General features: G+C 48.6%; 20 protein-coding genes, 1 other RNA gene and 1 pseudogene. 6 read left to right on the top strand and 16 right to left on the bottom strand.

Annotated features, from left to right (window positions below; translation table 11 throughout):
• The first annotated feature begins 9 nt into the window (after positions 1 to 9).
• Together ada and GW591_RS12230 are read left to right on the top strand one after the other, a co-directional pair.
• Positions 10 to 1,107: a bifunctional DNA-binding transcriptional regulator/O6-methylguanine-DNA methyltransferase Ada gene (gene ada, locus GW591_RS12235; RefSeq protein WP_166860658.1), complete on the top strand. Its 1,098-nt coding sequence runs from the start codon at positions 10 to 12 to the stop codon at positions 1,105 to 1,107.
• A 53-nt stretch (positions 1,108 to 1,160) separates the two neighbouring features.
• Entirely contained in the window at positions 1,161 to 1,694 is a 534-nt protein-coding gene (locus GW591_RS12230) for a GNAT family N-acetyltransferase (RefSeq protein WP_013576753.1), read from the top strand.
• A 53-nt stretch (positions 1,695 to 1,747) separates the two neighbouring features.
• On the opposite strand, the gene GW591_RS12225 is transcribed toward GW591_RS12230, so the two are convergent.
• The 7 genes from GW591_RS12225 to gatZ all read right to left on the bottom strand — a co-directional run bounded on the left by GW591_RS12225 (position 1,748) and on the right by gatZ (position 8,030).
• Positions 1,748 to 2,452: a GNAT family N-acetyltransferase gene (locus GW591_RS12225; RefSeq protein WP_112150852.1), complete on the bottom strand. Its 705-nt coding sequence runs from the start codon at positions 2,450 to 2,452 to the stop codon at positions 1,748 to 1,750.
• Positions 2,453 to 2,573: 121 nt separating this feature from the next.
• Positions 2,574 to 3,428, bottom strand: coding sequence for a tagatose bisphosphate family class II aldolase (locus tag GW591_RS12220; RefSeq protein ID WP_119261918.1), 855 nt, complete (start codon positions 3,426 to 3,428; stop codon positions 2,574 to 2,576).
• A gap of 4 nt (positions 3,429 to 3,432) precedes the next feature.
• Positions 3,433 to 4,482 carry an alcohol dehydrogenase catalytic domain-containing protein gene (locus GW591_RS12215; protein ID WP_013576750.1) on the bottom strand — a complete coding sequence of 350 codons (1,050 nt, stop codon included), beginning with the start codon at positions 4,480 to 4,482 and terminating at the stop codon, positions 3,433 to 3,435.
• A 46-nt stretch (positions 4,483 to 4,528) separates the two neighbouring features.
• On the bottom strand, positions 4,529 to 5,896 hold the full coding sequence (locus GW591_RS12210) for a galactitol-specific PTS transporter subunit IIC (protein ID WP_119261917.1): 1,368 nt from the start codon (positions 5,894 to 5,896) through the stop codon (positions 4,529 to 4,531).
• Between the two features lie 3 nt (positions 5,897 to 5,899).
• The gene (gatB, locus tag GW591_RS12205; protein WP_013576748.1) at positions 5,900 to 6,184 is read right to left on the bottom strand and encodes a PTS galactitol transporter subunit IIB; all 285 of its coding nucleotides are present in this window, start codon (positions 6,182 to 6,184) and stop codon (positions 5,900 to 5,902) included.
• Between the two features lie 75 nt (positions 6,185 to 6,259).
• Positions 6,260 to 6,742: a PTS galactitol transporter subunit IIA gene (gene gatA, locus GW591_RS12200; protein WP_013576747.1), complete on the bottom strand. Its 483-nt coding sequence runs from the start codon at positions 6,740 to 6,742 to the stop codon at positions 6,260 to 6,262.
• The gene (gatZ, locus tag GW591_RS12195) at positions 6,735 to 8,030 is read right to left on the bottom strand and encodes a tagatose-bisphosphate aldolase subunit GatZ (protein ID WP_119261916.1); all 1,296 of its coding nucleotides are present in this window, start codon (positions 8,028 to 8,030) and stop codon (positions 6,735 to 6,737) included. Before gatZ ends, gatA begins: the two co-directional genes overlap by 8 nt.
• Before the next feature lie 278 nt (positions 8,031 to 8,308).
• Here gatZ and GW591_RS12190 point away from each other — a divergent pair, with 278 nt between their 5' ends.
• Positions 8,309 to 9,091: a DeoR/GlpR family DNA-binding transcription regulator gene (locus tag GW591_RS12190; RefSeq protein ID WP_013576745.1), complete on the top strand. Its 783-nt coding sequence runs from the start codon at positions 8,309 to 8,311 to the stop codon at positions 9,089 to 9,091.
• A 190-nt stretch (positions 9,092 to 9,281) separates the two neighbouring features.
• Here GW591_RS12190 and GW591_RS12185 read toward each other — a convergent pair whose 3' ends face one another.
• The 5 genes from GW591_RS12185 to GW591_RS12165 form a co-directional block, all read right to left on the bottom strand.
• On the bottom strand, positions 9,282 to 10,061 hold the full coding sequence (locus GW591_RS12185) for an ABC transporter substrate-binding protein (RefSeq protein ID WP_013576744.1): 780 nt from the start codon (positions 10,059 to 10,061) through the stop codon (positions 9,282 to 9,284).
• Between the two features lie 355 nt (positions 10,062 to 10,416).
• Positions 10,417 to 13,284: a glycosyl hydrolase family 18 protein gene (locus tag GW591_RS12180; protein ID WP_166860656.1), complete on the bottom strand. Its 2,868-nt coding sequence runs from the start codon at positions 13,282 to 13,284 to the stop codon at positions 10,417 to 10,419.
• Between the two features lie 275 nt (positions 13,285 to 13,559).
• Entirely contained in the window at positions 13,560 to 13,697 is a 138-nt protein-coding gene (locus GW591_RS12175) for an AlpA family phage regulatory protein (RefSeq protein WP_166860653.1), read from the bottom strand.
• A gap of 416 nt (positions 13,698 to 14,113) precedes the next feature.
• The gene (locus GW591_RS12170; RefSeq protein WP_112150846.1) at positions 14,114 to 14,644 is read right to left on the bottom strand and encodes a rhodanese family protein; all 531 of its coding nucleotides are present in this window, start codon (positions 14,642 to 14,644) and stop codon (positions 14,114 to 14,116) included.
• Positions 14,641 to 14,958: an ArsR/SmtB family transcription factor gene (locus GW591_RS12165; RefSeq protein ID WP_166860650.1), complete on the bottom strand. Its 318-nt coding sequence runs from the start codon at positions 14,956 to 14,958 to the stop codon at positions 14,641 to 14,643. The genes GW591_RS12170 and GW591_RS12165 overlap by 4 nt, the downstream gene beginning before the upstream one ends.
• 352 nt (positions 14,959 to 15,310) lie before the next feature.
• Here GW591_RS12165 and GW591_RS12160 point away from each other — a divergent pair, with 352 nt between their 5' ends.
• Positions 15,311 to 15,658, top strand: coding sequence for a DUF6404 family protein (locus tag GW591_RS12160; protein ID WP_013576740.1), 348 nt, complete (start codon positions 15,311 to 15,313; stop codon positions 15,656 to 15,658).
• Between the two features lie 330 nt (positions 15,659 to 15,988).
• Here GW591_RS12160 and GW591_RS24105 read toward each other — a convergent pair.
• The 3 genes and pseudogenes from GW591_RS24105 to smpB form a co-directional block, all read right to left on the bottom strand.
• Positions 15,989 to 16,393 (bottom strand): annotated as a pseudogene (locus GW591_RS24105) (phage integrase central domain-containing protein); the annotation flags it as partial.
• 98 nt (positions 16,394 to 16,491) lie between these two features.
• Positions 16,492 to 16,855, bottom strand: a transfer-messenger RNA (tmRNA) gene (gene ssrA / locus GW591_RS12150).
• 49 nt (positions 16,856 to 16,904) lie between these two features.
• A complete protein-coding gene (smpB, locus tag GW591_RS12145) occupies positions 16,905 to 17,387 on the bottom strand; it encodes an SsrA-binding protein SmpB (protein ID WP_013576739.1) in 483 nt (160 codons plus the stop codon).
• A 156-nt stretch (positions 17,388 to 17,543) separates the two neighbouring features.
• Between smpB and GW591_RS12140 the strand changes: the two genes are divergently transcribed.
• Entirely contained in the window at positions 17,544 to 17,978 is a 435-nt protein-coding gene (locus GW591_RS12140) for a type II toxin-antitoxin system RatA family toxin (RefSeq protein ID WP_013576738.1), read from the top strand.
• Positions 17,971 to 18,255 carry an RnfH family protein gene (locus tag GW591_RS12135; RefSeq protein ID WP_037036745.1) on the top strand — a complete coding sequence of 95 codons (285 nt, stop codon included), beginning with the start codon at positions 17,971 to 17,973 and terminating at the stop codon, positions 18,253 to 18,255. Before GW591_RS12140 ends, GW591_RS12135 begins: the two co-directional genes overlap by 8 nt.
• A 76-nt stretch (positions 18,256 to 18,331) precedes the next feature.
• Here GW591_RS12135 and bamE read toward each other — a convergent pair whose 3' ends face one another.
• The gene (gene bamE, locus GW591_RS12130; protein ID WP_015690323.1) at positions 18,332 to 18,676 is read right to left on the bottom strand and encodes an outer membrane protein assembly factor BamE; all 345 of its coding nucleotides are present in this window, start codon (positions 18,674 to 18,676) and stop codon (positions 18,332 to 18,334) included.
• Between the last annotated feature and the right edge of the window lie 41 nt (positions 18,677 to 18,717).

Below are 18,717 nucleotides of genomic sequence, written 5' to 3'. Positions count from 1 at the left end.
AGGCATAAAATGTCAGGTAAAACAGAAGTCATCAAAGATAAGGCATGGGGAAATATTACCTGTGTGCAGAGCCAGGATCCTCGCTGGCAGGCGGTCGTCAACTGTGATGCGAATGCGGATGGCAAATTTGTTTATGCGGTAAAAACCACCGGAATTTACTGCGCACCGTCGTGTCCGTCGCGGCAGCCTAATCCGGAAAATGTTATCTACTTTGATGATGCCGAAGCCGCAGAACAGGCAGGATTCCGTCCCTGCAAGCGTTGCCGTCAGGGGCTGATTTCACTGGCGCAGTTTCATGCTCAGCGTGTGGCTCAGGCCTGCCGGTTGCTGGAACAATCAGCCGACATGCTGACGCTGAATCAGCTGGCTGCCAAAGTGGGCATCAGTGCATATCATTTTCATCGCCTGTTTAAAGCACAAACCGGCGTGACACCTAAAGAGTACCAACAGGTGCAGCGAGCACGCCGGGTACGTGAAAAACTGGCAGATTCTGCGACGGTCACCGAGGCGATCCACGCGGCGGGCTATCCTTCTGATGGCCGGTTTTACGAAACCTCCGTGGCGACACTGGGTATGACGCCGCAAAATTTCCGCTCCGGCGGCCGTGATGTACGCGTCTGGTTTGCCATCGGCAAATCTTCTCTCGGCGATATACTGGTCGCCGAAAGTCAGCGGGGGATCTGCGCCATTTTGCTGGGAGATGATCCTGAAAAGCTGATTAACGAACTGCAAAACAGTTTTCCGCAGGCAGAATTACTGGGCGGTGATCCGGATTTCGAGCAGCGTATTGCCCTGGTCGTCGGCTTTGTGGAAGCGCCAGAGATGGGTCTGGATTTGCCGCTGGATATTCGCGGCACGGCTTTCCAGCAGCGTGTCTGGCAGGCATTGCGTGATATTCCGCCGGGAACAACAGCCAGCTATGCCGAGATCGCCAACAAAATTGGCTCGCCGAAATCCGTCCGCGCAGTGGCCGGGGCCTGCGCCGCGAACCTGCTGGCGGTCGCCATCCCCTGCCATCGGGTGGTGAAAACCGGTGGCAATATTTCCGGTTACCGCTGGGGGGTAGAACGAAAACGCAGTTTGCTGGCGCGGGAAGAGAAGGGCTGACTATACTGAGCAGACTTTATGATCTCATGAACTTTTTTATAACGAGGGATGCCGTGCCAGCCTGCACTTTACGGATTGCTGAACCCAAAGATATCGATGCTCTTGCTCAATTACATGTTGCCATCTGGCGTGATACTTATCGTGAGCTTGCTCCTCCGGAGGCTTTTGTGGCTCTCGATGTACCGCGTCGGCAAGCGTTCTGGCAGGATAAATTTGCACATCCTGCTGACGGTCAGGGCATTTTTATTGCGGAAACTGATGGAGCATTCGCCGGATTTTGTCTGGCTTCGGCTTCCTCAAACCCGGAATTTGGCGACATGGCAGAAATCAAATTTCTGTATGTTTCTCCGGCATTTAAACGTCGGGGAATTGGCCGACTGTTGATCGCCAAAGCCGCAAAGCATCTTTCCGCTGAAGGTTTTCGCAGCGCAGGGTTGGGCGTTGTCGAAGGAAACGAACCGGCCATTCGTTTTTACCAGGCTTTAGGTGGCCGCGAAGCCGGACGATATACCGATGCCGGGCCACTCTGGCGCTCGCCTAACATAATCTATGCGTGGCCTGATATTACCGTGCTGACTGCACTGTAAATCCCCCTGGCGGTCAAACCCCCGCCTGCGTCAGTGAATAGCGCAGGCAATATTCACCCACGCAGTGTTTCCAGCCGTTGTTTTTGCTGACCTTCCGGCGTGAAATTATCTGCGCTTAACCAGCGTTCAAACGCGGCTTTCGACGCTGGCCATTCATAGTCGAGAACGGAATACCAGCAGGTGTCACGGTTGTGGCCTTTATTGATGATGGCCTGACGGAACATACCTTCATAGTGGAAACCAAAACGCTGTGCGGCCAGTTTTGATGGCTCATTCAGGCTGTGGCATTTCCATTCGCAGCGGCGATATTTCAGCGTATCGAACAGATAGCGTTGCAGCAGATAAATTGCTTCAGTGCCAAAACGCGTGCGTTTCATCAGCGGAGACCAGTTCACCCAGCCAATTTCGGCAACGCCATTCACCGCATCAATGCGCATCAGAGAAACACTGCCGACTGCGCGTTGTGTCTGCATATCGACAACCGCAAAGAACAAGGGATCCTCACTTCTGGCCTGTTGAGAAATAAACAGATCGCAATCAGCCTGGGTCGCAGGACGATCGACGGAGAGATATGTCCAGTCGCGATTATCATCAATGCTGTGCCAGGCCCTGAAGAGATCCTGACTATGGCGTTCAGCGTTCAGAGGCTCCAGACGACACCAGAGGCCGTCAAGCTGAACATGAGAAGGTCGTTCGCGGGGTTGCCAGTCGGGAAGGGCATCACCAATGGGTTGGCCGAAGTGGTTAAGGGTGGTCATAGCGTTTCCATTTTACTCTCAATGAACTTCCATAAAATCAGAATGGAATGACGCCTGCAACCGGCGCTTTAATAAAAATCCGGAAAGCGGGCGCTTAGCCCGCTTCGTTAATACAGGCCAGTTATAAGCATCCGGCACTACCACAGATCCTGATTTTTTCCTCAACAACTTTTTGCATCGCCAGTTTTCCAGGCACGATGTATTTGCGGGGATCATTAGCATCCGGATGTTGTGCAAAATACTCTTTTACCGCGCCAGCAAATGCGATTTTCAGCTCGGTCGCAATATTGACTTTGCAAATCCCAAGTTCTATTGCCTCACGGATCATGCTTTCAGGAATACCGGACGCACCATGCAGGACCAGCGGGACATCGACCTGCTGACGGATTTGCCCAAGGCGGCAGAAGTCCAGTTTCGGTTCGCCCTGATACAGACCATGCGCGGAGCCAATCGCAACGGCCAGCGAGTCAATGCGTGTGGATTCAACAAAGTGCCTGGCCACAACGGGATCGGTGAAAAAACTGTCGCTTTCGTCTACCACCAGATCGTCTTCCTGCCCGCCAAGACGGCCGAGTTCTGCTTCGACACTGGCATCAAAGGCATGACACAACCGTACAGTTTCACACACGTGTTGGATGTTTTCTGCCAGCGGGAAATGTGAAGCATCAATCATTACGGAGCGGATCCCCGACCGGACTTTGTTTTCGATATCGCCCTGATCTTCATGGTGGTCCAGATGCAGCGCCAGTGGAATGCGATACTTCCGCGCAGCCTCATGGCATATCGAGATCAGGTAGTCTGTACCTGCATAACTGAATGTCCCCGGCGTTCCGGCAAGGATCACCGGAGAACTCATGGCTGCCGCCGTTTCTGCCACGACTTGTACCGTCTCGAGGTTGTGAACGTTGAAAGCCGGGACGGCGTAACCTCCGCGCTGAGCTGCGAGCAGCATTTCCCTGTTTGAAATCAGATACATTTTCTTAGCCTCCCGTCATATCCAGCAAAATCTTTCCCGTCATCGGCTTGCCAGCCAGTGCCGTGACGTCCCTGACAAACTCTGCGGGACGGGCAACACTGGCGATCAGGGGGGCCAGGTTTAGTTTATTCTCAGCAAAAAGCTGTATGGCAAGTCGCCACTCACTGCCCGGCCACGGAGAGGAATAGTTCATCCAACTGCCGAGCAAGGTCAGCTCTTTGCGCAGGATATGGCCGAAAGTAGTGACGTCTAAAGTCAGGTCTTTGTGTAAGGTGCCGACCAGCGCGATTTGCGCTTTGGGGCCTGCGATATTGAGAGACAAGGCCACGGTTTGCGCTGTGCCTGCTGTTTCAATAATCAGCTGATTAAAGCGCCGTTCATGAGTTTGCTGGCGGATTTCATCGGCGTTGCATATTGCGCTGTTATAAACGTGGCTGGCACCTGTTTCCTGCGCCAGGGAAAGGCGCTGCGGATTGATATCGATCGCTGTCACCGATTTAGCCCCCAGGGCGCTGGCTGCCTGAATAAGCAACTGCCCGATGGTGCCGGCTCCAATGACTATCACTTCTTTACCCTCACAGCCTCCTGCCAGCTTCAGGGCATGCAAGCCAACGGTGAGCGGTTCCAAAAAAGCGCCTTGCAGAAGTGAAAAATTCTCCGGCAATTTAAATAAGTTTTTACGCGAAACCACGATAAATTCAGCATGGCCGCCACTCCGTCGGGAGCCAATAAATTGATAATGCTTACATTGGGAATACGCTGTTTTGCGGCACTCTTCGCACTGAAAGCATGGCAATAAAGGTACGCAGGCCACGGCATCCCCCTCATATAAATCGCTGACTTCTTCTCCGGTGCTAACGACGTGACCACTGAATTCGTGGCCTAATGTGATGGGATAAAAATGTGAACTGCTGGCGAAAATACGCGGGATATCGGATCCGCAAAGCCCGGAGTAGGCAATGCGAACCAGAACCTCATCGGGTGCACTCAGCGTGGGAGCCGGTTGCTCTTCAATAGTTATTCTGCTGTCAGCATGTACAACAACTGATTTCATAGTCAGATTCCTTAAGCGGGGGATTTCCCCCCGCCGGGATGAAAAGTTAAGAGTTAGCCAGTGAAGCGGCTGCCCGCTTTTCTGTTTGTGTGAATTGACGGGCGCGACGCCATGTCAGGAATACACCGATGGCGTAAATAATGCCGATGATGCTGAGCCCGGCGATGTTTTTGAGCGTGCAAAGTTGGATGAGTAAATACGTGATCGGCGAGCCGCCCTGATCCATTGAAGCTACTCTTCCTCCAGCCGTGAGTGCACCCGCATTTGCAGCCAGTTGGGTATGTAAATCAATGGTCTGCGTCGCTATCCACAGTGTGATGCTCATGATGATGCAACCCGAAATCAGCGTGCGGAACAGGTTGCCCTGATGCACGGCCACCGCGATGGCAACGAAGAAGCCGATAGTGGCGAGGTCACCAAATGGCAAGACCTGATTTCCCGGGACAAGCACGGCGATAAGGATTGTCAGAGGAATAAAAATCAGGCTGGCTGAAACAACGGCGGTATGACCGAGTAATAAAGCCGGATCCAGACCAATCAGGAACTCCTGTCCACCAAAGCGGGCTTGCAGACGTGTACGGGCATGGCGGGCAATGGGCGTTAAACCGTCCATTATCGGTTTGATGACTCGTGGCATCAGAAGCATAACCGCAGCGGTTTTAACGGCCAGCTGCAATACGCCTTTGACGTCGTATCCCGCGAGGTAACCAATAATCAGCCCCATCACGAAACCGACGGTGACGGGTTCACCGAACGGACCGAAACGCTTTTGCACATCATCAGCGCTGAAGTGAATTTTGTTCAGCCCTGGAATCTTCTCAATGAGGGTATCAACCAGTACCGCAATCGGGCCGAGATACGCCGAGGAACCATGGGGGATGGCAATACCGTCCAGATTAAAGAAGTCACGCGTATCCTTTGCAAACCAGTCGCCCAGCTTGTAGATGAATGCCGCATGCAAAACGACCCCCATGATCCCCAGCCAGTAAGAACCGGTGGCGAGGTGCAACATGGCACCGGTGAAAGTCATGTGCCAGATATTCCAGATATCCACATTGACGACACGTGTCATACGCGTCAGCAACATGACGATGTTCACACCGATCGCAATCGGAATAGCGACCAGCGCGATTTGTGATGCCCAGGTCATTGGCGACGAACCCGGCCAGCCAATATCGACGACCTGCAGGTTAATTTCGAAATGCTCTGCCATGGCTTTTGCCGCAGGGCCGATGGAGTCGAGCATCAGGCCAATGACCAGACCGATCCCGACAAAGCCAATACCAATATGAATCGCAGATTTAAATGAATCCCCCAGTTTCATCCCTAATATCAGAGAGAAAACGATGATCACCCCAGGCAGCATGACTGTCGGGCCGAGATCGAGGATGTAGCGCATGATGTCGGTAAACATGACTTACTCCTGTAACAGGGTCAGTATTTGCTGACGTAACGTATCCATACCCACGCCGGAGATAAACGGCATGCCGTGCACCACCGGAATGTTGCCAAATGTCCGGTCAACTTTGGCGGTGGTACAAATCAGATGGGCACCGTCCATATAGGTTTCGATTTCCGTTACCCGGCACTGAACGAGATCCACATGTATGCCATGCGCCTCACACAATTCTTTGATTTCCTCCGCTGCCAGCGTAGAGGTGGCAACGGCTCCGCCACAGGCGACTATAATTTTTCGCTTCACGGTAAGGCTCCTTAACAGATTGTTTTAAATATTATTTTTTTAGGTAAGACGTCGGGTTTATTGCTGAGAACATTTTCAGGTACAAACGGCGGATCGTTTCTCAGGTGCCGGGATAAAAATGTGCCGTTCAAAAAGCGCGGATAGCTGTTCTTCAGGCGCTGTCAGTAAGCTTTCGAAAAAAACAGGATCCTGTAGCTGGCTGAATAACTGACGTAACAACATCAGCTGTTCAGAAGGATGAGTGACAATCAGGGCAATAATGAGTGTCGCGGGAATCGTTCCCTCATCATCAGCCTGAAAGAATTCCACCGCTGTATCTGGCCTGATCAGATAAATGGCCGGGCTGCGGGCATGGGTGGCTTCGCAATGAGGAATGGCGACGGCGTGGTGTTCAAGCTGAATGCCGGTGGGATATTCAGCCTCGCGATTGACCAGCGCCTGCGGATACGTCGATTCCACCACGCCCTCCTGCACCATGCGCTCACCGATATGCATGAGTGCTTCGTGATAATCCGCAAAGCTGATACCTGTTTTGACGAAGATTTCGCAATTATGCATGGCAGGCTCCTTCGCATGTCGTTTGCAACGGCGTGCAGCCGAAGTGATATGCGCGTAAAACGTCCTGAATTTTATCGATGATAAGTTCATGCGGATCGCTGGCGAGTTCGCCGTTCATCACCCGTTCAAACTGAGCAGGAAGATATTGGCTCAGCAGACCAAGCGGGATATCTGTTGAACGCAGGTTGGCCATTAAAACGTCCATCGCCCGGTTGATGCGTGTATGAGGCCAGTAGTAGCGAATTCGATCGGATAAGCTGAAATGCAGATCGATAAGCGAAAGGCTGAATGTTGGGTTGTAATACTTTTTCCAGTAACCGGGTTCATCCAGCATGACGCCATCAATGACCGTGAGGATCTGGCTGCGGCATTCTGGCGCAATCAATACCTGTTCAATGTTGGCCAGGGCAAAGACGGCTTCCCGCAAAGCGAAAGTCAGCGCGGGACCCACTTTCAGGATAGCGAAGTGATCTTTCACCAGGTTGCGGTAGGAATCCCGGGTCTGGTAATCGGTGGAATGTGCCTCATAAACCAGTGGTGTAGTCGCAATATAAGCTGACAGATCCTGAGCAAGATCAGACTGATAGTGAATCACGCGGCTGTGATCGAATTCAACGCCGGGCTGAACCACGATGGCGACGATCCGATCTATGGCATCATTGAGCCCGAGTTCACGAAATGCCTGATGGTGCATATCCAGAGTCGCTTTTGCATCTTTGGCTTCAGTGACATGAACGTGCTGAATCGCCGATGACTCACCGCCTGGAACCGGAACTTCAGTACCGATCACATAGGTCAGCAACGCTTTCTGCTGTGCAGTTGCCACTTCTTCTGCGACCTGACATAAACGCGCCGCGCGCTGAGCCACGACGAAAGGATCCAGAGGAACAGGATCGTCTGCACAGGACATGGATGCATCCAGATGAATTTTGCTGAATCCGGCTTCGACATAACGCGCGATAAGCTCTTGTGCTTTTGCCATCGCTGTTTCGGCGTTTTCGTGCTGCCAGCAGTTTGGCCCCAGATGATCGCCCCCTAAGATCAGACGTTGTAATGGAAATCCGATTTTCTCGGCAATGGCGAGAACGAAATCCCGAAAATCAATTGGCAGCATGCCGGTATAGCCGCCAAACTGATTTACCTGGTTGGAGGTTGCCTCGATGAGCACTTTTCGGCCAGTGTGTAAGTCTTCCCGTAATGCAGCTTCAATCACCAGCGGGTGCGCAGAGCATACTGAGCAGATCCCGATCCTTTCGCCTGTCTTGTGTTTAGCAATAATGTCTTTCATTTTATGCCTCCGTTTATTTCCGAAGAGGATCATACCTTTCCGAAAGGCAAACAATAGCGTTTTCTGCATTATGTGATGGCGATCGAAATGTTTCGTAAGTTTATTGCATTCGTTTTCTTTCGTTTTAGGGGCGTCTCGGGGATTGAAAAGATAACGTCTGAGAATGCAGCAAAGGCACATGCGGAGTTGCTATGCTTCACAGCGCAGGGAATTTTTACTCCTCATTAAGGTGCCTTTTGTTTACACTGTGAGGAATATGACCTTTCGGATTACTCATAATGAATACTTATGAACGTCGCAATAAAATCATTGATTTAGTGAATGAAAATGGCAGTGTTCTGGTCACTGACCTTTCGACTGCTTTCGAAGTTTCAGAGGTGACAATTCGGTCAGACTTGAGTTTGCTGGAACAAAAAGGTGCGCTCAGTCGTTTTCACGGAGGGGCGGCAAAGTGGATCGCAAAGGAAACGCCTGGTCACGAAAAACCACTGGATGAAATGGTTCTGGAAGAGCGTTATCTTCACGCCAGCGACCCGAAAAAACGCATTGCTCAGACCGCCGCGGGGTTGGTTAAACCGGGGGATACCGTGATCCTCGACAGTGGCAGCACGACCATGCTGCTGGCTGAGGAGTTAGTGAAAGCGGGTGATATCACTGTCATTACTAACAACTTACCGGCTGCGTTTGTATTATCAGAAAACCCGGATATCACTCTGGTCGTTTGCGGCGGAACACTACGCCACAAAACGCGCTCGCTACATGGCAACATCACGGAATATGCGTTGCAGGGCATCGTCGCTAACCTCATGTTTGTCGGCGCTGATGGCCTCGACGCGGCCACAGGGATCACCACATTTAATGAAGGCTATAGTATCAGCGGTATTATGGCTGATGCCGCTCAGCGTGTTGTCGTGGTGACTGATTCCACTAAATTTGGCCGACGCGGATATAACCTGGTGCTGCCTATGGAAAAAATCGACACCATCATTACTGACTCCGCTATCAGCGATGATGTGCAGCAGGCGCTCCAACAAACATCGACAGAGATTATTGTTGTTTAATCTTTATCCGGTTTCTGGCTTCAACCTGTGCTGACTTTATGGCCGATGATGATTAAAAGATACTGGCAGAACAGAGGGTTGCGCAGACGCGCAAGAAAATTTTTATCTGTTTCAGTAACAGCTATTGATAAGTGGAAGCGGTATTCAAAAAAGGCCGCAGAGCAAGATCCCTGCGGCGACGGAAAAGTAATCAGGATTTTTTGTTATAAACTTCAAAGGTGAAGTATTTCTTTTCCAGCGTCTTATAAGTGCCGTTTTTGTGTATTTCTGCCAGTGCATTATTGATCAGTGTCAGATGTGCCTGATCATCCTTACGCAGTCCGATGGCCGTGCCTTCACCCAAATAACGGGTGTCGTTTAATGGCTCCCCGGCGAAGGCATAACCTGTGCCTTCCGGGGTTTTCAGGAAGCCCGTTTCTGCGGCGGCGGCATTGGTCAGCGTCACGTCTATGCGACCTGATGCCAGATCCTGATTCACGAAATCCTGATTCTGATAGGAAACCACATCCACGCCTTTTTTCTGCCATTCGCCCTGGGCGTAGGCTTCCTGCGTAGTGCCCTGAGCAACACCCACCGTTTTTCCTTTCAGTGAATCGGCTGTGGGTTGCAGGCCGCTCCCTTTCTTCGCGATCAGCACACTTGGCACGTGGTAAAGCATGTCGGAGAAAGTGACCTGCGTTTTACGTTTTGGTGTCATGGACATTGCAGAAAGTACCGCATCAAACTTTTTAGCATTCAGCGCCGGGATAATGCCGTCATAGGCGGTTTCGACCCACTCACATTTCACTTTTGCCTGCTGACAAATGGCGTTACCTAAATCGATATCAAAACCGACCAGCTTGCCATCTGGCGCTTTTGATTCAAAAGGTGGAAATGACGGATCCACACCGAAACGCAATGTCGTCTCCGCATGTGCCAGCCCGCTGGTGGCCGATAATGCCGCGATGATCAGCAAGGGGATTTTATTCACAATTGTTCTCCGGTGGTGCCCAATAAAAACAAACCCCCGCCCGGCTGCGGCGAGGGTAAAGGAATTATTCATATTTTGAATATGACGATTGCGATATCTAGGGTCAAGCGCCAATCTTATCGTCAAAATGGTCATTAGCGTGACATAGGGGGTATTGGTTTTTGGGCAGAGTAAGCGAGGGTTTTACCGGGTCTATAGCGGCAGAGGGGCTGCGTTTATTCTTAAAAACAACAGGATAAATATTCCAATGTCTGAAGATATCAGGCAAAAAAATCGCCTTTACCCACAGGAGTAAAGGCGATTGAAGGTCTGCATTTGACTTAAGATGACATTGTCAAAGACCGTTCATGGAAGATTACTTGGTTTTATCGATGAAGACTTTTAATGAAGAGGCTTTGTTATCAAATGACACTGCGCTAAGGTCGGGAATCTTTTGACCTGACTTCACATCAACATAAGACCCTTGATAGTCACGTTCAGAATACAGGCGGACGGTATAACCCTCAGCAACCTCTATTTGGGAGATGACATTATCGTAAGTATCTCTATAATCGCCCCTTTTTTCGGCGCTGAGCCGTGGAATATCCCCGAAAATCTGTAAGAACCCGCCACGATCATAGCTTGCTTCACGAGCCTCCGCTTTAACGACCTGAACAGAGGAGACTGCTTTGTTCATTTCGCTGAGATACCTGGTCAGATCATATTGAGATGAAGATGGAAATAGGTTCGAAGTTCCTTTGAATTGACATTCTGTGAATAAACGCACCCCCAACGAACTTTCTGGTATCGTAAAGGACGACACTTGATCATTGGCGTCAGTACCGTTTTTCATCTTAACACCGTTTAAGCAATCGATGTCCCCAGTGACTTCCAGGCTATCGCCAGTATAACCAGCGTTCTGGAACAGGGTGACTTTAAGACCGGTCACAGGCTCTGGCTGCGGTTCTGGCTGCGGTTCTGGCTCAAAGCTGGTGACCACCATTTGGGCCACAACTGCCGGATTAGGTGACACACGCTGAATGACAATGGTTTCACCGATAGAAATGTCTTTTTCATCCGACTTAACGTGTGAAATAGCGCCATCTACAGTCTCGGTACTGTAATCACATTTGCCATTATCGCAGTTGAAAATATAGTTGCCTCTCTTGCTATCATTAACGATTTTAGCAACATAAGAAGAACCATCTGCGCTGTGGAGTTTTTCTTTATCAAAATCAACGAAAATATACGGCACGTTATTGATTTTCGACACACTCATCGACTTCACGCTGCCATCAGAGATCACCGGGTTATTACCGTCGAGCATATCCTGCGTGACCGTAATCTGACCAAGAACAGCCTGATTCGGGTACTCACGTTTGACCGAAATGACAGAACCTACTGCCAGGCGGCTTTCAACATCCCCTGTACGGAATGAAGCTTCTTTACCTAAACTTTTCTTGTTGCTGTAGTAATAGTGAGTGCCTTCTGTGCCGAAAAGATATTTCCCGTCAACATAGGCTGTATATGCCGTGCCACTCGTAATTTTGCTGGAATCGAGATTCATGTAAACACGTGTTTGACCATCATCCACGCTGACCAGAATAGCTTTCAGATCGGTCTTATCGATAACCGGATCTTCATCTGGTACTGGCACATCGGAATCATCCGGAAGCGGCGTGTTTTTCACTTCTTTAACGATATTACCCAGTTCGTGTTCCGGAGTATCGCCACTGATATCCCACAGGATCGCACCACCGAAGCCCTGATCGAGAATGTAATCTACTTTTTCATCAATGGACTGCGGATCGTCATAGGTCAGGAATTCTTGCTTGGTTTTGCTGTAGAGATACGGAACGTGTGACTCTGGGTCCCAATAGCGCGTGTATTCGCCACTGGCCAGTTTTTGCTTGAGCACATACCACGGGTTGGTACCTGTAAACTGATCCGTATCATCCCATGCACCTTTTACGGTTGCCGCGCCGGTGTTAAACATGCCCGGCAAACCAGGAATGAGTTCTGTACCCGGCACATGGCCCCAGCCACGACCATAATATGGGATTCCCATCATCAGCTTGGTTTTCGGCACATTCCAGGTTTCGACATAGGCCGTCATGGTGTCAGCCACGTTCAGATCTTTATCTTCATCATGGCTGTTTTCATACAGCGGTGCGTTATGACCGGTTAGTGGATCGAAGGCACCGTGGATGTCATACGCCATCACGTTCACGCTATCCAGCAATGGCGTGGTTACCGCCGGGTTGATGAACTGAATGTTGTTGTGATTAGTGGTGACCGCCGCAGAAAGTTGATAATACTTATCATCTTTCAGACCTTGCGCATCCAGTTTGGTACGCAGCGACTGGATTAGTTTAGTGAACTGGTTTTTCTCAGCTTCGGTATTCGGATATTCCCAGTCAATGTCGAGGCCGTCGAAATGCCATTGTGCCATGTAGCTGACCATGCTGTTGGCCAGTTTCTCAATACCTGCATCCGTGGCGGTTGCCGCTTCGAAGACACCTTCCTGGGAGTTATTCCAGCCACCGACAGAAATCATATGCGCCACGTTGGCCGCTTCAGTCCGTTTATCCAGGTCTTTAATCAGTCCAGGGGCTTTATCGGTGTCATGCATGGTCACCACACCGTTTTTCACCACCGCAAAACCGTAGTTCAGGTGGGTCAGACCAGAGTAGTCCACTTTATCAGGGGTAAAGAAGTTATGGGCTTCATACACGCCCCATTCCGGGAAGTAACCAATCACTTTACGCTGTGCAGCTACGTTGGCTTTTTCACGGTTCTGCAGATCGATAGCGTCCTGGCCGGTATACGGCGTGAACTGGAAGCTGATGTAAGGCTTGATGTTAATAGCATCACCGGATACCCATACTGGATCGGTTCCCGGGCTAATACCCTGGTCAACCCACCATTGTGCAGTCCAGTAGTATCCCAGGAAGCGAACGGTATCGCCGCCTTTATAGGTGCGGTTTGGATCGTAATCCTCAGAAATAATAGCCAGTTCCTGTTTTGGCGCGACTTGTGCTAAGACAGTACCTGGGAAGTTGTTTTGCGATGCGTTGGTATACGCAGTCCAGGTGTGACCACCATCTTTGGTGATCATCATTGAGTAATCGAGGCCGGAGAAGGTGTTAGTCTGATCGTTTGCCGTCACAGTAGCAGCAGACGAAATTATCGGGAATCCAATAGCAGAAAACAGGATTGCTTTAGTTAATTTATTTAAGCGCATAGGTGATTTCCTAATTTGTCCATAAACTCGTTTATTAACGAGGGTCCAAGAAATACGCGCCTTTATATCATTTGCATTATTTGCATAGTATTTAATTATATATTAAGAATGAATAAATTAAACTTACCCTTAACCATGTGTATTTAAATAATAAAGGCACTCGCATCATTTAAATAAATGTTTTGGCTGCCAGTTATAAATAAATGTGATTATTGGGGGGAGGGATTGGAGCTGAACTCACGATCAGCCTCTCGCCATCCCACCAACTGACTCCCTCAAGACCTTGTTTTTGGAAGCGTTGGGCCAAAGCGGGGAGGTTTTGGGTTCATCCGGTCATAAGTTGTGGATCTGGAAAGACCCATTTTGAGCGCGACAGCGGGTAAGCGTAGAACCTTAACATTAGATGATGTCATGGCTTATTCTCCTGAATCATATTGGTTTGGATGCAGGAATATTAGGGATGTGGTCGTTTTTAAAAATATTTGTGCCTTCTCGTTTTTTTATTAAAATCCGAAAGTACATAATTTTTTATTTTAATGAAAATTGATTTTAAAGAAACTTACGATTTTTTGATTAAAAGCTTCGACGATGTACGTGGAACCCTACCAGATTGGGTACAAAATACGCCGTGGGAATCAGTGAGGTCCATGTTGGACTATGAAAATACTGATATTCAGCTTTTATCAGAACAGCTCACTGATGAATTCGCCCCGACAGACCTTTTTTCAGCGTGTAACTTTCATTCACTCCAGTTTGTCCAGCCATTGCCGGGTTTCCGTAAAAAATTGAATTCAATTTTTGTTTGTATACCTAAACGTATACCCAATCTTTAATGCTTAAGCTTGTTCCATGGCATTTTGGAAAGCAAAACTGCCATTCCGCACCAACCACTTACACCAGCAAAAAGCAGGCCTGCACCGACGAACCCCGATAATAGAAAGAAGCTTTCATCTATTGCGTATCCCATCAATACCCCTGCGAGGATAAGTATTCCAGCTACAATCTGAACTTGCCTCATGATTGGAAGAGGATATTTCTTGTCTTCAATCGTCGGAAGATTTGCATTTTTCCAGGCATTAATGCCGCCAGACAACAATAAAACTGTTGCCGGGTCTGCTGTTCTGACCAGCGCATCTTCATTTTGAGCTGTGCGTGAACCCGCCAAACAGTGAAAAATAACAGGATGATTTACAGGCAGGTCCTTGATTTTTTTCCCCAACAAAATATCGGATAGTGGAAAAGAGATAGCTCCAGGAACGTGCTCTCGAAGAAATTCAGCAGGCTCCCGAATGTCGATCAGAGTGCTGCCATTTTTCATGAGTTCATGTGCTTCCGCAGGACTTACAGTTCTTGTGCTCATTTTAAATCCTCAGGGCAGTAAATGTCCTTTAACGTTGCGATAACTTTTCGAATCGATTCATTTTTAATGAAATAATTTCTTCGTTGCTCATCTATGGAACTTTCAATCAAGTCCTCTTCCTTCATTCTCGCCAGGTGCTGCGATGTGGCTGAAGGACTTAATCCTGTCAGTTTACTTAGATTACCTGCTGAAGTTCCCGGTGAGTCAATGAGAGTACAAAGAATCAATAGTCGGTTAACGTTACTCATGGACTTGAGAAGCCTGGTCGCCTGAGCCGCGCTATCTTGCAAAAATTCAAGGTCAGTATTTTTCATATGTTATTTCAGGTTTATCTAATTTAAGTAAAGTCTAAATCAAATGCAGGCGTAGAGCAAAAAAAGATTTATGAATAAAATGCTCAAACTGTCCACTATGTGTTTACTTTATTTTTCAAATGGTTAAATGGTGATGAGATTGCCCTAACTGGTCACTTACAATGAACCGTTGGCCAAAAAATGCAAAATTCCGGTTTGAACCGATTATTGAGGTGCTTTTCACGATGATGTCGGCTGCTCTGATTCTGATATAGGAGGCTGAGTGTTTAGTTTATTTCACTCTAATGGCTTACGTTGAATAAGGCATATTATTAGAAAGTCTTTATTGGTATCTAATGAAAGGAGTCGGATGATGGTATTTGAAGAAAAGAAGAAAAAGGCAATAGACCTGATGGAAAATAAAAAGATGTGGCGGAGCAATTATGCGCCCCCCATCTTACGCTTGTTTTGGAAAATGGGGAGTAAAATGCCACCGCCTCCGTTTGCCCCTTTCTGGCTTAATACGATGTTCTTCGCCGCCTGGTACAGCCCTATATGGGGCATTTTCATGTGGTTCACTATCTGGAAAAATCAAGGCTTCAGCGTATTGCATGCGGTATTCATCGCCCTCTTTGCCGGTTTGCTGTTTGGTTTATTCATGGCGTTATTCCACTATTGGCGCAAGCGGTCCAACAAGTTGCCTGACTGGAAGAGCCTCTAAGAAGGCAACAATCTGAACATCAGAAAAAAGATTTATATAAAAACTGTTCACAGTTTTCACTTTTTTTGTTTAATTTCATTATTTTATGTGGTGATTGGTTTGCCCTGAACTGTCTATAACTCATCACTTCAAGTGACCAGTTACTACTTCTCAATGAAAAAAACCGACCTGAGCCGGTTTCTTTTCAAGCATTCTTGATTTCGCACATTGGCAACCAGTCTGTCTCGCAGTCTTCACTTAAGATCAGATTGGTTTGCAGACCCTGATTGGTCTTTTTCTTCAAGAATTCAATCTCATACTCTTTCAACGTTTGCGGCACAGCCCGACCTTTCGGCTAGGGAAAACGTGCTGACGATTCCCGCTAATTGGAGGCATGATTTCCAATAGTTCTAAAGCTTGTTCTGAGAGAGGGACTATATGATCACGTTTTGCCTTCATACGTTCTGCCGGAATACACTACTGCTTGTTCTTGATATCGGTCTCTGACCAAGCTGTTGCTGAGGCTTCTGCAGGGCGTATTGTAGGCATGTGCTGCTTCTTCGGGCGTTCGAAAGCATTATCTATACCTGAAGCTGGATTCGCCTCAATCAATCCCACATTCACCGCATAAATCATTATCTCATTGATGCGCTGAACTAACCTTCCGACAGCTTCTAACGCTCCACGCGCTTTGATTGGCTCTAACACCTGAATAAGTGTGCATGCTTTCAGCTCCTGAACAGGAATGTTCTCGATCTCGGACTTCTACAGACACAAAAAAGCCCGCAAACCTAGAAGGGATGCGGGCTTTCAGGACTTCTCCGGACTTATCTGGTAATAACCGGATCATTATTTGGTGGAGCTGGGGGGATTTGAACCCCCGTCCAGAATTACTACACCGTCGGCACTACATGCTTAGTCCAATCTTTACATTCGCCGGTTAGCTGCGGATGGACACGCCACTAACAAACTATCCTGATTGGGTTTAACGCTTTCACCCCAGGCAAGGTGTCCACGCGATCTCTTTTGGGTTTGACCTCTCTTGATCCCCGTCCTAAGAGCGGAGGCTAGGGAGAGAGGGCTCTAAGCAGGGTATTAAGCTGCTAGGGCGTAGTTTTCGTCGTTTGCGACTATTTTTTTGCGGCTTTTTACGAGGCCAACCGCCCCTCGGCATGCTCCTTGGGCTTCGCAAATCCTGTCGAATCCAGAATCAGCCCCAAGTACTATTTCGTAGTATACCAGCAAAACACCAAGCTACGCCAGAGGCTTAGCGATTTGCGTGCTTCATGATACGTGCCTTGTCTACTTTCCATTCGCGATCTTTAATGTCATCGCGCTTGTCGTGCTCTTTCTTACCTTTAGCCAGACCGATCTTCACTTTTGACCAGGCATTTTTCCAGTACATGGAAAGCGCGACGACGGTGTAACCATCGCGACTGACTTTACCGAACAGCGTTTCTAACTCACGCTTGTTGAGCAGTAATTTTCTTGTACGGGTCGGATCACACACAATATGAGTGGACGCCACGTTAAGAGGTTGAATGGTTGCGCCAAACAAAAAGGCTTCACCGTCGCGGAATGTGACGTAGCTGTCAGTGATGTTTGCTTTACCAGCGCGCATCGATTTGACTTCCCATCCCTGCAAAGCAAGCCCCGCCTCAAATTCATCTTCGATGATATATTCGTGGCGAGCGCGTTTGTTCATCGCGATAGTCGCGGAACCGGGTTTATGTGCTTTTTTCTTTGTCATAGTGATACTTATTATACTGTAAGCGATGCCGATTGAAATCCCCACGCAGTGAGAGTCGGGAGTTTTTCCTGTTTGTGGCAGCCTGTGCTTCGTTGTTTTTATTACCGCGTGGATAAATGGTATTATCTGTACGTTTTATGACACCTGGAAAATGATATGCCACAGATAAGTCGTTCTGCGCTTGTGCCGTTCAGTGTGGAGCAGATGTACACCTTAGTGAATGATGTCGACGCCTACCCGCAATTTCTGCCTGGTTGTACCGGCAGCCGTATCCTGGAAAACAGCGATACGTCGATGACCGCAGCGGTTGATGTTTCCAAAGCGGGCATCAGTAAAACTTTTACCACCAAAAATACGTTAATCAGCAACAAACGCATTGATATGCAACTGGTGGATGGTCCGTTCCGTAAGCTGACCGGAGGATGGGATTTCATCGAACTTAGCCCGGATGCCTGTAAAGTTCAGCTCAGTCTTGATTTTGAATTTACAAATAAATTGATTGAATTAGCATTCGGTAAAATCTTCAAAGAACTGGCTGGCAGCATGGTTCAGGCATTCACTCTACGCGCGAAAGAGGTCTACAGTGTCTGAGATCCGCGTTGAAGTGGTCTACGCGTTGCCGGAACGTCAGTATCTGCGAACGGTAAAACTGGCAGAGGGGAGCAGTGTCGAACAGGCAGTGAAGGCTTCCGGTTTACTTGAGCTGCGTCAGGATATCGATCTCAAACAGAATAAGTTAGGCATCTACAGCCGGCCGGTAAAGCTTGCGGATACAGTCAGTGATGGTGATCGCATTGAAATTTATCGGCCCCTGATTGCAGATCCGAAAGAGTTACGGCGTATACGCGCCGAACGTTCTAAAAAATAAGGCGCCTCAGGCGCCTTATTTTTTTACCCTGAAAGATGATTTTTGGTGGTAACCAGAGACCATCACACCGGGCGATTTACTTTTGATCGCTCAACTTAGGTTTGTTGTCGATGTTGGTCAGCGTATCAGACTCGTTGAAGGTCAGCGTTAAAGTCTGCTGAGTGATACCTTCATGGCCTGGTTCCTGACGGAACACGTAATACCAAACATTACTGCCAAACGGGTCGTGTAGCATCGGCGTGCCGAGAACATAAGCAACTTGTTGTTTAGTCATACCGGTATGAATTTTTTGAACATCAGCAGGAGACAAGTAGTTCCCCTGATTGATGTCAGGCCGATAAACCACCTTTTCCAGAGTGGAACAGCCCGCAGTAAGCATTACAAGAGCTACAGCGGCGGCAGTTAGCGTTTTACAGCGCATAGTCATTACATTCCTTTAGGGCATAAGATGCCGATGATAAT

This window comes from Rahnella aceris (assembly GCF_011684115.1).
GTDB lineage: Bacteria > Pseudomonadota > Gammaproteobacteria > Enterobacterales > Enterobacteriaceae > Rahnella > Rahnella aceris.
Note: the sequence above shows the minus strand (reverse complement) of the source record. Positions and strands in the feature narration are given on the sequence as shown.

Coding starts and splice junctions, on each gene's coding strand:
- ada (WP_166860658.1), top strand. CDS start 10: ATGTCAGGTAAAACAGAAGTCATCAAAGATAAGGCATGGGGAAATATT.
- GW591_RS12225 (WP_112150852.1), bottom strand. CDS start 2,452: ATGACCACCCTTAACCACTTCGGCCAACCCATTGGTGATGCCCTTCCC.
- GW591_RS12220 (WP_119261918.1), bottom strand. CDS start 3,428: ATGTATCTGATTTCAAACAGGGAAATGCTGCTCGCAGCTCAGCGCGGA.
- GW591_RS12215 (WP_013576750.1), bottom strand. CDS start 4,482: ATGAAATCAGTTGTTGTACATGCTGACAGCAGAATAACTATTGAAGAG.
- GW591_RS12210 (WP_119261917.1), bottom strand. CDS start 5,896: ATGTTTACCGACATCATGCGCTACATCCTCGATCTCGGCCCGACAGTC.
- gatA (WP_013576747.1), bottom strand. CDS start 6,742: ATGCATAATTGCGAAATCTTCGTCAAAACAGGTATCAGCTTTGCGGAT.
- gatZ (WP_119261916.1), bottom strand. CDS start 8,030: ATGAAAGACATTATTGCTAAACACAAGACAGGCGAAAGGATCGGGATC.
- GW591_RS12190 (WP_013576745.1), top strand. CDS start 8,309: ATGAATACTTATGAACGTCGCAATAAAATCATTGATTTAGTGAATGAA.
- GW591_RS12180 (WP_166860656.1), bottom strand. CDS start 13,284: ATGCGCTTAAATAAATTAACTAAAGCAATCCTGTTTTCTGCTATTGGA.
- GW591_RS12175 (WP_166860653.1), bottom strand. CDS start 13,697: ATGACATCATCTAATGTTAAGGTTCTACGCTTACCCGCTGTCGCGCTC.
- GW591_RS12170 (WP_112150846.1), bottom strand. CDS start 14,644: ATGAGCACAAGAACTGTAAGTCCTGCGGAAGCACATGAACTCATGAAA.
- GW591_RS12165 (WP_166860650.1), bottom strand. CDS start 14,958: ATGAAAAATACTGACCTTGAATTTTTGCAAGATAGCGCGGCTCAGGCG.
- GW591_RS12160 (WP_013576740.1), top strand. CDS start 15,311: ATGGTATTTGAAGAAAAGAAGAAAAAGGCAATAGACCTGATGGAAAAT.
- smpB (WP_013576739.1), bottom strand. CDS start 17,387: ATGACAAAGAAAAAAGCACATAAACCCGGTTCCGCGACTATCGCGATG.
- GW591_RS12140 (WP_013576738.1), top strand. CDS start 17,544: ATGCCACAGATAAGTCGTTCTGCGCTTGTGCCGTTCAGTGTGGAGCAG.
- bamE (WP_015690323.1), bottom strand. CDS start 18,676: ATGCGCTGTAAAACGCTAACTGCCGCCGCTGTAGCTCTTGTAATGCTT.